This window comes from Brevibacillus borstelensis, assembly GCF_036700025.1.
Taxonomy (GTDB): Bacteria; Bacillota; Bacilli; order Brevibacillales; family Brevibacillaceae; genus Brevibacillus; species Brevibacillus borstelensis.
On record NZ_CP144922.1, the window covers coordinates 2,750,756 to 2,764,381 of the forward strand.

A 13,626-nucleotide genomic window follows, 5' to 3' on the forward strand; every position below is an offset into this window, starting at 1 on the left:
CACTCTCCTTTACTTTGATTGATCGGAACGGTTTCGGTCGAGCGGCTTGAACATCGCTGGCCGGAATTTTAACAGCGTCTGCAAGGGCAAGCGAAGGAACAGGTCCTTCCACGTGTATACACGATTGGGGACATATGGAGCAGCATAATTGATGCCAAAGCTTTTGAGTCTTACCACATGAGAGGTGATCAAGACAAATACGAGAATGATCCCGTATAGACCGAAAATAGAGGCGGCCAGCATCATCCCGAAACGAAGCAGACGTATCGCGATGGCAGCAGGGTATTGTGGAAACGCAAAGGACGAAATGGCCGTCAACGCAACGACAATCACCATGATCGGGCTGACGATACCCGCTTCGACAGCGGATTGTCCGATGACAAGGCCCCCTACTATTCCCACTGCTTGACCGACAGGCTTTGGCAAGCGCAAACCAGCCTCCCGCAAGAGCTCAATGGTTATTTCCATAAACATCGCTTCCACAATGGTGGGAAACGGAACTCCCTCTCGCGTACCCGCAATAGAGATGGCCAATTTCGTCGGGATGAGTCCTTGATGGTAGGAGACGAGCGCTACGTATAACGCAGGCAAGAAAAGCGCAAAGAATAGCGCCAATGTCCTGAGCATGCGGATGAGTGAAGCGGGAATCCAGCGGTCGTAGTAATCCTCCGGCGATTGCATCAGCATGGGGAACGTTACGGGGACGATCAGTGAAAAAGGCGTACCATCGATCAGAATCGCAACCCGGCCTTCCAAAAGCGCGCCCTCCACGCGATCCGGCCGTTCCGTATTTTGAACCTGCGGAAAGGGAGAATAGGGGTTGTCCTGAATGTAGTTCTCAACATACCCGGATTCAATCGGATCGTCGATGTCGATTTTTTGCAGTCTCCGTCTTACCTCATTCACCAGATCCGGATTCGTTACCCCGCGCAGATAGCAGATGATGACCTCTTTTCGTGCCCGCCTGCCCAAAAATAAAGATTCAAAGGTCAGATGGGGATCCTTCAACCGCCGGCGGAGAATCGCTGTATTTTCATTCACCTCTTCTACAAAACCGATCCGCGGACCACGTACGAGGGCTTCGCTGGCAGGCTCCTCTTGCTGCCGGGACTTGTCCTTAGCCGTTCCAAATATGACGGCGCCGGGATACTCGTCGAAGAGAACGCAAGTATTTCCGGCCAATATCTCCGAGACACATTGATCAGATTTGTATACCACTGAAATATCCCCGAATGTGCTCGCATGCTGTGCAAAATGTTTCAGGTTTTGCGGATAGTCTGGGGGACTGGCCTCCACCTCTGTGAGAAAGCGCCGGGAGATCACCCCGAATACTTGACTGTACAAAAATTGCTGGTCAACCATCCCTTTTGCATAGATGGCGACAGCCTTGCGTTCTGTCTCGCCCAAGGACATTTCTCTATAAACGATATCGGAGCTGTTTCCGAGCAGCGTCAAGATATGCTCCAGATTGTCGCTGAGAGAGGGGACAAGCTCCGGGGAGTGGGACTTTGCATACGGCTTCATCTGGGTGAATCCTTTCCAGGTGAATTCTTAGCTCCGAATGACAAGCTCGGATTTGCGAGTTTGGGTAGAGTTTGCCCCAAAATGTGCCATCTCACTCAAGCGAAAGAAGCTCCGCGGCATAGTAGGGGCCTCGCGAATCGACACCAGTCAGCCGGGCAACAAGGCGCTCACCTGATGAGAGCAGGGGAGTAAATCGACCTTTGCAAAGGAATACTACGAGTATCCAACAAAAGGGAAAGAGGGATTCAAATGATTTCCGCGAAACAGCGTCAGCAGGTCCAAAATCAGATGCAGCGGGACGAAAGCAAAGTTGTCAACATTGTCCTGAGCGATGAACGGCAAGTAGCGGGAGAAATCGAAAAAGCCACCCACCAGGGATTGTTCCTGACGGATGGCAGTTACTACAGCTACGCCGATATTCGGGAGATCAACGGACTATAGACGGTTGCAGGCGGACAACTACAGATCGGAGGCCGGAAAAAAGTGTCGCAAGCCATCCGGCAATTCTTTTTGCCACAGGCCCCAGACATGGTTTCCCGGCTTCTCCCGGTAGGAAAGCGAAGCGCCCTTTTTTTCAAAAATGTCTTTTGTTTTGCGGTTCCATTCCACAAAGTCAAAGGTTCCCATGTGTGTTTCGACAGTTGTTTCATCCAGTCCAACCACCATCCAGACATTCAGCCAAGAAAGGTCGTCTGCAGCGGACAGTTGGTCCAAAGTAGGCTGGAAATACGCCCCCGACAGGGAGAGCAGATTCGGAAAGAGAGCGGGTTCGTCCAAAGCGATGTGCAAGGAGACGGTTCCGCCAAGCGAATCGCCCGCCAGCACGCGCGCTTCCGGATTTTTCCGTACCGGATAACGCTCTTCGATGTAGGGGATCAATTCTTCTATAAAGAAACGCTTGTACCCCTCGTGCCGCGATCCGATAGGGGAATATTCGCTTGTCCGTTTGCTTCTCTCCACGGAGACGCCGACAACGAGAAAGGGCGGCACTCCTTCGTCGAGGATCAGTTGATTGGCAATCGTGGCAATCCGACCCATGGTAAAAAAATCATTCCCATCCTGGCAGTAGACGACGGGATAGGAGAGCAGCTCGTTGTATCCGGGGGGGAGATATACCTTTACGGAGCGGGGCGAATCCAAATAGACGCTGGGAATTTCTTCTTTGACAATCGTTCTTTTTACATAGTCTGACATGGGATTTCATCTCAACTCCTAAACGAAATTCCAAACTAATCCTTGAAAAAAACTGATACAGATTTTATAGTAAATGATAACAGGAAGGAAATAAACCCTGTAATATCAATACTATAACACATTGAACAGTTATTTTATCTGAGGTATAACAGGGTTGTGCGAAAGTGGTTGTAAGCACTTTCAACACGGCGACTTTCTGCGCAATTAACCTTTCCCGCTTTATAATCCAGTGACGAGGTGAATGTGATGAGCGTGACTACTGCTGTTGAACAAACGGGTAACAACACTCCGCTGCAAATTCTTGCTCCGGACGGTACCGTTGTTCGTCCTGATCTCATGCCCAAGCTTTCTGATGATGAATTGCGCGATCTGATGCGCAAAATGGTCTTTACCCGTGTGTGGGACCAACGTGCAATCAGCTTGAACCGCCAAGGCCGTCTTGGTTTCTATGCGCCGGTTGCCGGCCAGGAAGCCGCAATGATCGGTTCCGAGGCTGCCCTTTCCAAAGAAGACTTCATCCTGCCAAGCTACCGCGATATTCCGCAAATGGTATGGCACGGTTTTCCAATGCACAAAGCTTTCCTCTACTCCCGTGGTCACATTGAGGGCGGACGCATTCCAGAAGACGTCAACGTTCTGATGCCGCAAATCATCATCGCTGCTCAATGTACACAGGCTGCAGGTATTGCGATGGGCTACAAGCTCCGCGGTGAAAAACGCGTAGCGATCAACTACTTTGGTGACGGCGCAACGTCCCAGGGTGATTTCTACGAAGGGATGAACTTTGCCGGCGTTTACAAGCTGCCAGTCATTTTCTTCTCGCAAAACAACGGATACGCTATCTCCGTGCCGTTTGAAAAGCAAACAGCTGCTGAAAACGTTGCTGTAAAAGCAAAAGCTGCCGGTATCGCCAGCGCGCGCGTAGACGGTATGGACATTCTTGCCGTGTACCATGCTGTGAGCGAAGCGAAGCAACGCGGTATTGACGGCGAGGGAGCGACTCTGATCGAGGCGCTTACTTATCGCTATGGTCCGCACACAATGGCTGGTGACGACCCGACTCGCTACCGTACTGGCGAAGAGCAAAGCGAATGGGAACAAAAAGACCCGCTGATCCGCTTCCGCAAGTTCCTGGAAAACAAAGGGCTGTGGAGCGAAAAAGACGAGGAAGCGGTTATCGAAGAAGCAAAACAAGCGGTTGCTGACGCGATCAAGAAAGCGGACGAAGCGCCGAAAATGAAAGTTAGCGACCTCATCGACGTTATGTTCGAAACACTGCCGCCTGAACTGGAAGAGCAAAAGGCGGAATATCTGGCAAAGGAGTCGAAATAACCCATGGCACAAATGACAATGGTTCAAGCCATTACGGACGCAATGCGCGTTGAATTGAAACGCGACGAAACCGTTCTCGTCTTCGGTGAAGACGTGGGTAAAAACGGCGGGGTATTCCGTGCAACAGAAGGTTTGCAAGCCGAGTTCGGCGAGCAGCGCGTATTTGACACGCCGCTTGCCGAGTCCGGAATTGGCGGCCTGGCTGTGGGCCTCTCCGTCAACGGATTCCGTCCGGTTGCCGAAATCCAATTTTTCGGCTTCGTATTCGAGACATTTGACGCGATCGCCTCTCAGGCGGCACGTATGCGTTTCCGTTCCGGCGGACGCTACAACAGCCCGATCACCTTCCGCTCTCCTTTTGGCGGCGGGGTAAAAACGCCTGAGCTGCACGCTGACTCGCTGGAAGGCTTGATCATGCAAACGCCTGGGGTGAAAGTGGTCATCCCATCCAATCCGTACGATGCAAAAGGCTTGCTGATCTCTGCCATCCGCGACAACGATCCGGTTGTATTTTTGGAGCACATGAAACTGTACCGCTCTTTCCGTCAGGAAGTACCGGAAGGCGAGTACACCATTCCACTCGGCAAAGCAAACGTAGTGAAAGAGGGCAGCGATGTTACCATCATCACCTACGGCGCTATGGTTCATACCAGTCTGAAAGCGGCTGAAGAGCTGGAAAAAGCTCGCGGCGCGAAAGTGGAAGTGATCGACCTGCGCACAGTAAACCCGATCGACATCGACACGATTGTCGCGTCCGTGAAGAAAACCAACCGCGCCATCGTGGTGCAGGAAGCGCAAAAAACATCCGGCGTAGCTGCCGAAATCATCGCTCAAATCAACGAACGCGCCATTCTGCACCTGGAAGCGCCAGTGCTTCGCGTTACTGCACCGGATACGATCTTCCCGTTCGCACAAGCAGAAGACATCTGGCTGCCAGATGTGAAACGCGTCGTAGACGGTTTGACCCAAGTACTCGATTTTTAATCACATACCCGGCGGAAAGAGATTGCTTTCCGCCTTCTTTAGGCAACTCTTTTTCCATAATGGATAGTTATGCTTGTACAAACAACCTCATTGAGGAGGAGATAGCGTGAGTCGTTTTACTTTTAGACTCCCGGAGCTTGGCGAGGGCATCCATGAGGGCGAAATCGTCAAATGGCATGTCAAGCCGGGGGATACCGTTGAAGAAGACCAAGTTATCATGGAAGTGCAAAATGACAAGGCTGTAGTGGAAGTTCCATCTCCTGTAAAAGGAAAGGTACTGGAACTGAAAGTTACGGAAGGCACTGTCTGCGTAGTCGGCGATCCGCTGATCGAATTTGACGTGGAGGGCGAAATCCCGAATCTCCCTGACCATGGTCATGGAGACAGTCAAGCAGCAGCACCGGCTGTCGAAGAGAAAATGGAACCGGGCTGCGATATTGGCTCCCAGGTAAGCGCAAACGCAAACCAAGCAATGGATACTCCGCTCGCACAACCTGCAGCGACAGCAACCGCGGCACCAATCGATCGCAAACACGTACTGGCTACGCCGTCTGTACGCAAATACGCTCGTGAAAAAGGCGTTGCGCTGGCAAATGTGCCAGGCACAGGCAAACTCGGCCGCATTACGCGTGAAGATATCGACCGCTTCCTGACTGGCGGAGCAGCAGTTGCTCCTGCAGCAGCTGAAGCGGCAGCACCAGTGGCTTCTGATGCTCCGGAAGCAACTGGCGTACAGCAAGCAGCGGCAGCTCCGACTGTCCACTACGCGGCACAAGCTGGCGAAATCGAAGAACGGGTGCCTCTCAAAGGCATTCGCAGAGCGGTTGCCAAAGCAATGGTTAAATCTGCTTACACCGCTCCGCACGTCACCATCTTTGATGAAGTGGACGTGACAGAGCTGGTCGCTATGCGCAAAGACGCGAAGCCGCTGGCTGAACAGCGCGGCGTAAAGCTGACCTATTTGCCATTCATCGTCAAGGCTGTTGTCGCAGGACTGAAAAAGTTCCCGGAACTGAACGCTTCCATCGACGACGAAAAACAAGAAATTGTTTACAAAAAATACTATAACATCGGTATCGCTACCTCTACGGACCAAGGCTTGGTTGTGCCGGTAGTGAAGGCTGCCGAGCGCAAATCGATCTTTGAAATCGCTGGCGAAATCAGCGAGCTGGCTGCAAAGGCACGCGACCGCAAAGCGTCCGCTGACGAGCTGAAAGGCTCTACCTTCAGCATCACAAACATCGGTTCCGCAGGCGGCATGTTCTTTACTCCGATCATCAACTATCCGGAAGCTGCGATCCTCGGCGTAGGCCGCATCAGTGAAAAACCGGTTGTGAAAAACGGTGAAATCGTGGTTGGCCAAGTGCTGTCGCTCTCGCTCAGCATTGACCACAGACTCATCGACGGCGAACCTGCTCAGCGATTCGTCAACTACGTGAAGCAGCTCTTGGAAAACCCAACACTGCTCGTCATGGAGGGATAACAAGCGATGGTAGTAGGAGAATTTACAACAGAGGTAGACGTTCTCGTCATCGGTGCCGGTCCCGGCGGTTATGTGGCAGCCATTCGCGCTGCCCAGCTGGGCAAAACCGTGGCTGTCGTAGAGAAAGCCGAGCTCGGTGGCGTATGTCTGAACGTCGGCTGCATCCCGTCCAAGGCCATGATCCATGCAGCTCATACGTATGAGCATGCTCAACATACAGATGCCATGGGCATTACCATGGAAAACGTAAAGGTAGACTTTGCCAAAGTTCAGGAGTGGAAAAAAGGCATCGTCAACCAGTTGACTGGTGGCGTCGGCAAACTGTTTAAAGGCAACAAAATCCAGGTAATCCCCGGCGAAGCTCTGTTTGTGAGCGAGAACGAAGTCCGGGTATTCCATGGCTACGATGTAAACCGCTACCGTTTCAACCACTGCATCATCGCGACCGGCTCCCGTCCGATCGAGTTGCCGGCTTTCCCGTACGGCAAGCGTGTGCTGTCTTCGACGGAAGCACTTGCACTGACGGAAATTCCAAAGAGCATGGTCGTAATCGGCGGTGGCTACATAGGCGTGGAGCTGGGTACCGTGTTTGCCAAATTCGGCACGAAGGTAACCATCCTGGAAGGTTCTGATCAAATCCTTCCGGGCTTCGAAGCGGAAATGACCCGCCTCGTTGACCGCAAGCTGAAAAAGCTGGGCGTGGAGATTCATACAAAAGCGCTGGCACAAGGAATGGAAGAGAAGGAAGACGGCGTTGTCGTTACGGCTGAGGTAAAAGGCGAACAAAAGCAAGTCGAAGCTGAATATATCCTCGTGACAGTTGGCCGTCGTCCGAACACCGACGAGCTCGGCGTACGCGATATCGGCATGAAACTGACTGACCGCGGCTATATTGTCGTAGACAAGCAAGGTCAAACCAGCATCCCGAATGTCTACGCGATCGGGGACATCGTTGAAGGACCAGCCCTGGCCCACAAGGCTTCTTATGAAGGAAAAGTGGCTGCCGAAGCAATTGCTGGACACCCGGCAGAGGTCGACTACAAAGCAATCCCGGCTGTCGTATTCAGCGACCCTGAGATCGCAAGCGTAGGGATCAGCGAGCGTGAAGCGAAGGAAAAAGGCATCGAGTACGTATCTGGACGCTTCCCGTTTGCTGCCAATGGCCGCGCGCTTTCGGTCAATGCGGGTGAAGGCTTCGTCAAGCTGATCGCCGACAAGGAGACCAACCTGGTACTCGGGGCGCAAATCGTCGGACCAGAGGCTTCCAACATCATTGCGGAGATCGGTCTTGCGATTGAAATGGGTGCGACGCTCGAAGATATCGAGCTGACCATTCACGCGCATCCAACTTTGGGTGAAGTGACGATGGAAGCAGCGGAGCTGGCTTTGGGTCGCCCCATTCATGTGATGAAGTAAATTCGTTTATGGAAACCCTGCATCCTGAAATGATGCGGGGTTTTTTTCAGCATTTCCCCTTTCCACCGTTTATCAAATAATGTAAAATAGTGGGAGAACGAGTCGGGTGGGGGTAGACACCATGGAGATTACGCAAAAGATGATTGATGATGTTCGCCGGCAGTTGGAACAAGCAGCCAAGAACGCTGGCTACAATTTTCTCGACCCGGAAATCGTAAAAATTAGTCAAAAACTGGATAAATTAATCGTTGCGCACATGATCCAAGACGGAAAACGCCCTTAACGGGGCGTTTTCCATTTCTTCATCGGATAGATGAGGTATGTGGATAATCCTTCTTTTACGAGGCGAACCTGATCGTAAAAATAGCTTGGACACAAAATCAGCTGATCTGCCTGGACGTTTTCTGTCGTTCCATCGTCACAGATCAGTTTTTGCTCTTCTTCACGATATGTAAAAAGCGGAGCAACTTTTTGCAAAAAGGCCATACAGCCTTCTGGCGTGCGTATTGCCTCGTAAATGTTCTCGGCTTCATTCACAAACAACGGAGCGATTTTTTCCCATTTTTCCTCAAAAAACAGCAGCCAATACGTTGAAAGAAATAGGGAGAACCGACCTTTGACGAATTCGGCATCCTGTCTTGCATCCTGATAGATGGCAGGAGGAGCATCGCCGATTTCTCTGCCATCCTCGGGTGTTAAAAAACTTTTTGTAAAAGATGTTGTTGGCATCTGAACAAAGTAGCCGTAGAGGTCTTCTACGAACATGACCTCTTTCGTCTGGACAGGATCCAAAACATCCGGAATTGTCTCGCGAAAGATGGGAGCAAAGTACTCCCATTCTTTCAAGATCCCTTCTGAATCAAAGCCAGACAGAAGTTCCTCTGCCCAGTCGGAATGCTCCTTTGTCTGCGTTGTGTGGGCCAAGCTGTGAAGGCTGGCGGCTGCCTCAAATAGGGGAGAAACGCTGTAAGTAACGGTAGGATGAAGAGGGCTGCCGCCCGAAAGAGGGACTGAAATCATTATTGTAGACCTCCAACAAGGATACTGTTATCATCATAGTTCATCCTTGTGGGACAATTCAATCTTTGCACTGTAAAAAACAGGAAGGGGCTAGCCCTATCCTTCCCGTGTCTTGATTTGACGCGAATGGTTTTCTTGTTTTACTTTTTTGGAGCCTGGCATCGGCCTGCCCGTTTGTTCCATCGGCTCGTAGGTGTTATTGTAGGTTTGGTGCGGATTTTCATCCAGCATATGCTTTTTTTCCATCGTATCCACTCCTTCCTTTTTTAGAATGCCGCAATCAAATAGTGACGAACCATAGGAAATACTGGTATTCTAAAGGGAAGTCTGTGTACAAGCATGTTGGCAGTGAAAAGGCAATCTCGGAAATACTTGCATATTTGCGAAAAGCACCGTGTTGTCATCGAATATGTTATGGTATGATTAGATATTTCACTCGATTTTTGGGCTTTCACGCAGGAAAGGAGATGACTGTATGCCGACATTGATTGCCCCAATTTTTAATACCACTACAACGAAACCGCTGCACATCGAGCTTCCCAAATCATTTCATCTTGTTTCTGGTGCCGAAAAGCCGTATAATGTCGCTTCGCGGTATCTTCGCAACGTGATGGACGAAAGCCGCTATTTGTTCGATCGAAAAGTCGACTTGACGAGTATCTTTTTGCTGGCGGAATATCCTGCGGAAACGCACGAATTAAAGTATTCGGATGAACGGACTTGGATTGAAGAGATTGAAAACAAGCTGAATCTGGCATCCACCGGGGGAATCTGCTCGATCCCATACATCATTACAGCAAAATTTCCTGTGTACGGCATTACGTACCTCAAGCGGTCGCTTGATGGAGATAAATACTTGTTTGACGAAGAAGCACAGAAAATTTTCCTCGCGCTTATGGAGGAGGGAATCACGCTGCCGTCATTGGCGCTCAGACGTTATTCCCTGTCATTAGAAAAGAAGAGCCTGGAAGACCAATTGCTCGATCTCTGGATCTCGCTGGAATCCCTCTTTGCCCCTGACGGGAAAAAAGGGGAGATTACCTACAAGCTTCGTTTCCGCATGGCGTATTATTACGGAGACACGCCCGAGAAGCGGGAAAAGATCGCACAATTTGTCAAGAGCTCCTACAACCATCGCTCTGAGATCGTCCACAGCGGAAAAGAGCATGGGGATTCGCTGGCTGACGAAGTCAAGCTGCTCAGGCAAATGGCCCGTGCCGTTATTTTGAACACGGCGATGGAAAAGATTTCGTTAAACGAACTTCGCCGCCGTCTCGATGAGCAAGTTTTAACAGGGTCCAGCTACGAATTGCGTTATCAGCCGAAATTCTTTGAGAACGTCTCCTTTTGACGTAAGAATATTGCAGGAGGATCTTTATGAGTGTTTTGATCGTTGAAAATTTATCACATGGCTTTGCGGATCGCGTACTGTTCCGCGATGTCAATTTTCGGCTGCAGCCCAATGATCGGGTCGGATTGGTCGGTGCCAACGGTACGGGCAAGTCCACGATGATGGGGATTTTGACCAAGCAGTTGATTCCTGATCAAGGGAAAATCGAATGGATGCCGAAGGTTCAATACGGGTACTTGGACCAGCATACAAAATTGCAGGCGGGCAAAACGATCCGCGATGTTTTGAAGGATGCTTTCTTGCCTTTGCTGCAAGAAGAAGCCGAAATGCTGGCGATTGGCGAGAAAATGGCAGAAGCGACTCCTGAAGAGCTGGAAGAGCTGTTGGAGCGCATGGGAGAAATCCAGGACCGTCTGGAGAACAGCGGCTTTTATCTGATCGATGCCAAGGTGGAGGAGATCGCGAATGCGCTCGGTTTGACTGCCATCGGTCTGGACCGCGATGTGTCCGCACTGTCTGGGGGGCAGCGGACAAAGGTGCTTTTGGCCAAGCTTCTGCTTGAAAAGCCAAGCGTGCTTTTGCTCGACGAGCCGACCAACTACCTGGATGAAGAGCATATCACCTGGCTGAAAGGGTACCTCAAAGAGTATCCGTACGCCTTTATCCTGATTTCCCATGACACCTCGTTCATGAATGAAGTCGTCAATGTGATTTACCACCTGGAGTTCACCAAATTGAACCGGTATACCGGGAATTACGAGTCTTTTTTGGCTCAGTCCGAAATGAAGCGCTCCCAGCACTTTGACGCCTACGAAAAGCAAAGAGAAGAAATTTCCAAAATGGAAGATTTCATCGCCCGCAACAAAGCTCGTGCCTCTACATCCGGACGGGCGAAAAGCCGCCAAAAGCAGCTGGAAAAAATTGAGCGGATCGACAAACCGGAAACTGCGGCAAAACCAACCTTCATTTTCAAGGAAGCCCGTGCAAGCAGCCGCTTTGTCTTTACGGCAGAGGATTTGGCGATCGGCTATACCCATCCCCTCCTGCCCAAGCTTACGGTCAGCCTCGAACGCGGGGAAAAGGTAGCAGTCGTCGGTATGAACGGTGTGGGAAAATCGACGTTGTTAAAAACAATGCTGGGGATGATCCCGCCATTGGGCGGTAAGCTGGATCGCGGGGACTTTTTGTTCCCGGCTTACTTCGAGCAGGAGGTAAAGCCGAAGCCAGTCACTGCTCTGGATGATGTCTGGAATGAGTTTCCACACATGAACAACCACGAAGTACGGGGGGCACTTGCTCGCTGCGGTCTGAAAAACGAGCACATCAATCGTTCGCTGACAGCTTTATCTGGCGGTGAACAGGCGAAGGTGCGGCTGTGCAAGCTGCTGCAGAGAGAGGCCAACTGGCTGGTTTTCGACGAGCCGACGAACCATCTGGACGTTGTGGCCAAGGAAGAGTTGAAGCGAGCTTTAAAAGAGTTCAAAGGGACTGTATTGCTCGTCTGCCACGAGCCCGAATTTTACGAGGACTGGGTGACACAGGTCTGGAACGTGGAAGAGTGGAGTCTCGATCAGGCCAAAAAACCGATCAAATTGTAATAACAAACAGGCAGCCATTTTGACGGGCTGCCTGTTTTCTGTTTGCGGATATTTTTGAATCCGGTCATTACAGCCGGGCATTTCGCAGACGGATCATGGAAAACTGCATCGTGGAATCGAGCAGGGAATCGGGCAAGGGCTTCAAAGAAGGAGTGAGACGAAGCTCCACGTTTGCTTGAGTCAGGCAGTCCAGCAGATCGCCCATTGGCTCCACGGATAGAGGCGTAACTGTCTCGTGGCAAACATAATAGCCGGCCCCATGATCCCAGCAAACAAAGGGGTTGGGAGGGAACGTATACTTGTACAGCTTTGCTTCTTTGATTCTTTGATACCATGCTGACTCTGCAGCGATGATCATGGAAGCATCCGAGTATCCCATAAACCGGGCGGCATCCTCAGGCGTGGTCTTTGCCGAACGGCCAAACCCGATCCGGGGACAGTCCCGCGGGAAAAAGTACAGCGGGGATTTCTCCTGGTCGATCGCCCAGACTACCGGTGCCAGAGACGGATGGGATGGATGCGGTCGCGGATGAAAGCAGATGATCGACGGGTCTTCGCTAAAGTGATAGTACAAGCCAAACCTCCTATATAACTGCCCAGGCATTAGGCAGATAGCGGCCGCGGTAATACGGGCAGGACGTTTTCGTGATCGCTTCGTTATTATGCAGCATCATCGAGCTCGAGCCTCCGTCCATCGCCATCGCGGTAACCACTCCGCGCTCAGCCAGCAATTCGGCGATATCGTTCATGCTGGCGCCGATTGAATGTCCAGGCTGGCGTCCGTCAATGACGACAAATACGATCGTTCCGTCTTCCTTCTGACCAATGGCTGTCCTCGGCTGAATCCCCCAGCTTTTTGCCGGCTTGTCCGCGAACAGATTTTTTCCATTGACGATGAGCTGCGGACGGAAGCTCATGGCGTCTTTCACGCCCATGTCCACCAGCTGTTGGGCTGTGTAGTTCCCTGTGATCAGCTTCCCGTCAAAAGTGATCCCAAGCGCTGTTTCCCCGCCTTTTGCGTTGTAGTTCTGCAAAATCTTTCCATCCTTGATCAAAAGTCCAAACGCTTTGACGCCATTTCCGTAACCATCGGGATCGGAGAAGCCGCTCGCATTTACAATTCCCAGAGCGTTGTGCTTTTTGACAAATTCATCGAGCAGCTCGCCGCGATCCTTCCGATTGGAGACGAGCAGTTGAACGCGTTTCGGATCGCTGATATACATGATCTTTCCTTTAAAGTAATAATTGCTGCGCTTTTCGTCGATTTCCTCGATTTCAATCAATTCCTTTTTTACTTCCGGAATCGCTACAGCAGCTGGTCCATCCACCGGCTCATCCTTTGGCGTGTTCGTGGTTTCGTCTGCCGAGTTAATGACGACGGGATTGCGGATTTGCTGTTTGAGAGCCTCCAGCTTCTCCTCCGGCAAAAATGTATAAGGCGCCCAGTAATCGTGCTGAGTCGTCAGCAGCGTGCCTGCGGCCCATTCCCGAAGCTCCTCTCCCGTGTCGGTAGTGAACAGAAATGTAGCTCCGAGAAGCATAAAGGTAGCGGCGGTCATCGTGCCCATAAATAGAAGGCGTTTCAATAGCCGCCAGGGGCGGTTTCGTCGTTGGCGTCTTTTTCTCGTACGAGTGCGTGATAAAGTTTGCATGGTGACCCTTCCTATAAAATGTAATAAGTTCTCTGTAATAGATTGACGAACGGAGCGTAAAAAAGTTTCGTG

General features: G+C 51.1%; 14 protein-coding genes. 8 read left to right on the plus strand and 6 right to left on the minus strand.

Features of this window, described 5'->3' with window-relative positions:
* Window positions 1-9: 9 nt before the first annotated feature.
* Window positions 10-1,524, minus strand: coding sequence for a spore germination protein (locus tag V5G20_RS12920; RefSeq protein ID WP_003385726.1), 1,515 nt, complete (start codon window positions 1,522-1,524; stop codon window positions 10-12).
* Window positions 1,525-1,773: 249 nt separating this feature from the next.
* Between V5G20_RS12920 and V5G20_RS12925 the strand changes: the two genes are divergently transcribed.
* Window positions 1,774-1,965, plus strand: a complete 192-nt coding sequence (locus V5G20_RS12925; RefSeq protein ID WP_003385725.1) for a hypothetical protein — start codon at window positions 1,774-1,776, stop codon at window positions 1,963-1,965.
* Between the two features lie 18 nt (window positions 1,966-1,983).
* Here the strand turns inward: V5G20_RS12925 and V5G20_RS12930 are convergent, their stop codons facing one another.
* Window positions 1,984-2,718 (minus strand): alpha/beta hydrolase, encoded by a 735-nt coding sequence (locus V5G20_RS12930; protein WP_003385724.1) that lies wholly within the window; start codon window positions 2,716-2,718, stop codon window positions 1,984-1,986.
* Between the two features lie 246 nt (window positions 2,719-2,964).
* Here V5G20_RS12930 and pdhA point away from each other — a divergent pair, with 246 nt between their 5' ends.
* From pdhA to V5G20_RS12955, 5 genes are all read left to right on the plus strand, one after another.
* Window positions 2,965-4,050 carry a pyruvate dehydrogenase (acetyl-transferring) E1 component subunit alpha gene (pdhA, locus tag V5G20_RS12935; RefSeq protein WP_003385723.1) on the plus strand — a complete coding sequence of 362 codons (1,086 nt, stop codon included), beginning with the start codon at window positions 2,965-2,967 and terminating at the stop codon, window positions 4,048-4,050.
* Window positions 4,051-4,053: 3 nt separating this feature from the next.
* The gene (locus V5G20_RS12940) at window positions 4,054-5,034 is read left to right on the plus strand and encodes an alpha-ketoacid dehydrogenase subunit beta (RefSeq protein ID WP_003385721.1); all 981 of its coding nucleotides are present in this window, start codon (window positions 4,054-4,056) and stop codon (window positions 5,032-5,034) included.
* A gap of 106 nt (window positions 5,035-5,140) precedes the next feature.
* A complete protein-coding gene (locus V5G20_RS12945; protein WP_003385720.1) occupies window positions 5,141-6,517 on the plus strand; it encodes a dihydrolipoamide acetyltransferase family protein in 1,377 nt (458 codons plus the stop codon).
* Window positions 6,518-6,523: 6 nt separating this feature from the next.
* Window positions 6,524-7,933 carry a dihydrolipoyl dehydrogenase gene (lpdA, locus tag V5G20_RS12950; protein ID WP_003385718.1) on the plus strand — a complete coding sequence of 470 codons (1,410 nt, stop codon included), beginning with the start codon at window positions 6,524-6,526 and terminating at the stop codon, window positions 7,931-7,933.
* A 121-nt stretch (window positions 7,934-8,054) separates the two neighbouring features.
* Entirely contained in the window at window positions 8,055-8,216 is a 162-nt protein-coding gene (locus tag V5G20_RS12955; protein ID WP_024984100.1) for an aspartyl-phosphate phosphatase Spo0E family protein, read from the plus strand.
* Here the strand turns inward: V5G20_RS12955 and V5G20_RS12960 are convergent.
* Window positions 8,213-8,953, minus strand: coding sequence for a hypothetical protein (locus tag V5G20_RS12960; protein WP_039070974.1), 741 nt, complete (start codon window positions 8,951-8,953; stop codon window positions 8,213-8,215). The two genes, V5G20_RS12955 and V5G20_RS12960, sit on opposite strands and share 4 nt — an antisense overlap.
* A 96-nt stretch (window positions 8,954-9,049) precedes the next feature.
* The gene (locus tag V5G20_RS12965) at window positions 9,050-9,199 is read right to left on the minus strand and encodes a small acid-soluble spore protein P (RefSeq protein WP_243014290.1); all 150 of its coding nucleotides are present in this window, start codon (window positions 9,197-9,199) and stop codon (window positions 9,050-9,052) included.
* Between the two features lie 229 nt (window positions 9,200-9,428).
* Here V5G20_RS12965 and V5G20_RS12970 point away from each other — a divergent pair, with 229 nt between their 5' ends.
* Both V5G20_RS12970 and V5G20_RS12975 read left to right on the plus strand, forming a co-directional pair.
* On the plus strand, window positions 9,429-10,304 hold the full coding sequence (locus tag V5G20_RS12970) for a HEPN domain-containing protein (RefSeq protein WP_003385714.1): 876 nt from the start codon (window positions 9,429-9,431) through the stop codon (window positions 10,302-10,304).
* 26 nt (window positions 10,305-10,330) lie between these two features.
* Entirely contained in the window at window positions 10,331-11,902 is a 1,572-nt protein-coding gene (locus tag V5G20_RS12975) for an ABC-F family ATP-binding cassette domain-containing protein (protein ID WP_003385713.1), read from the plus strand.
* Window positions 11,903-11,969: 67 nt separating this feature from the next.
* Here the strand turns inward: V5G20_RS12975 and V5G20_RS12980 are convergent, their stop codons facing one another.
* Entirely contained in the window at window positions 11,970-12,476 is a 507-nt protein-coding gene (locus tag V5G20_RS12980) for a DUF6886 family protein (protein WP_251238071.1), read from the minus strand.
* Window positions 12,477-12,486: 10 nt separating this feature from the next.
* Window positions 12,487-13,554 carry a phosphodiester glycosidase family protein gene (locus V5G20_RS12985; RefSeq protein ID WP_031932876.1) on the minus strand — a complete coding sequence of 356 codons (1,068 nt, stop codon included), beginning with the start codon at window positions 13,552-13,554 and terminating at the stop codon, window positions 12,487-12,489.
* Window positions 13,555-13,626 lie beyond the last annotated feature (72 nt).

Excerpts from the sequence above, each read along its gene's own strand:
- V5G20_RS12970 (WP_003385714.1), top strand. The coding sequence starts at position 9,429 with ATGCCGACATTGATTGCCCCAATTTTTAATACCACTACAACGAAACCG.
- V5G20_RS12960 (WP_039070974.1), bottom strand. The coding sequence starts at position 8,953 with ATGATTTCAGTCCCTCTTTCGGGCGGCAGCCCTCTTCATCCTACCGTT.
- V5G20_RS12955 (WP_024984100.1), top strand. The coding sequence starts at position 8,055 with ATGGAGATTACGCAAAAGATGATTGATGATGTTCGCCGGCAGTTGGAA.
- V5G20_RS12920 (WP_003385726.1), bottom strand. The coding sequence starts at position 1,524 with ATGAAGCCGTATGCAAAGTCCCACTCCCCGGAGCTTGTCCCCTCTCTC.
- V5G20_RS12985 (WP_031932876.1), bottom strand. The coding sequence starts at position 13,554 with ATGCAAACTTTATCACGCACTCGTACGAGAAAAAGACGCCAACGACGA.
- V5G20_RS12940 (WP_003385721.1), top strand. The coding sequence starts at position 4,054 with ATGGCACAAATGACAATGGTTCAAGCCATTACGGACGCAATGCGCGTT.
- lpdA (WP_003385718.1), top strand. The coding sequence starts at position 6,524 with ATGGTAGTAGGAGAATTTACAACAGAGGTAGACGTTCTCGTCATCGGT.
- V5G20_RS12965 (WP_243014290.1), bottom strand. The coding sequence starts at position 9,199 with ATGGAAAAAAAGCATATGCTGGATGAAAATCCGCACCAAACCTACAAT.
- V5G20_RS12930 (WP_003385724.1), bottom strand. The coding sequence starts at position 2,718 with ATGTCAGACTATGTAAAAAGAACGATTGTCAAAGAAGAAATTCCCAGC.
- pdhA (WP_003385723.1), top strand. The coding sequence starts at position 2,965 with ATGAGCGTGACTACTGCTGTTGAACAAACGGGTAACAACACTCCGCTG.
- V5G20_RS12975 (WP_003385713.1), top strand. The coding sequence starts at position 10,331 with ATGAGTGTTTTGATCGTTGAAAATTTATCACATGGCTTTGCGGATCGC.
- V5G20_RS12925 (WP_003385725.1), top strand. The coding sequence starts at position 1,774 with ATGATTTCCGCGAAACAGCGTCAGCAGGTCCAAAATCAGATGCAGCGG.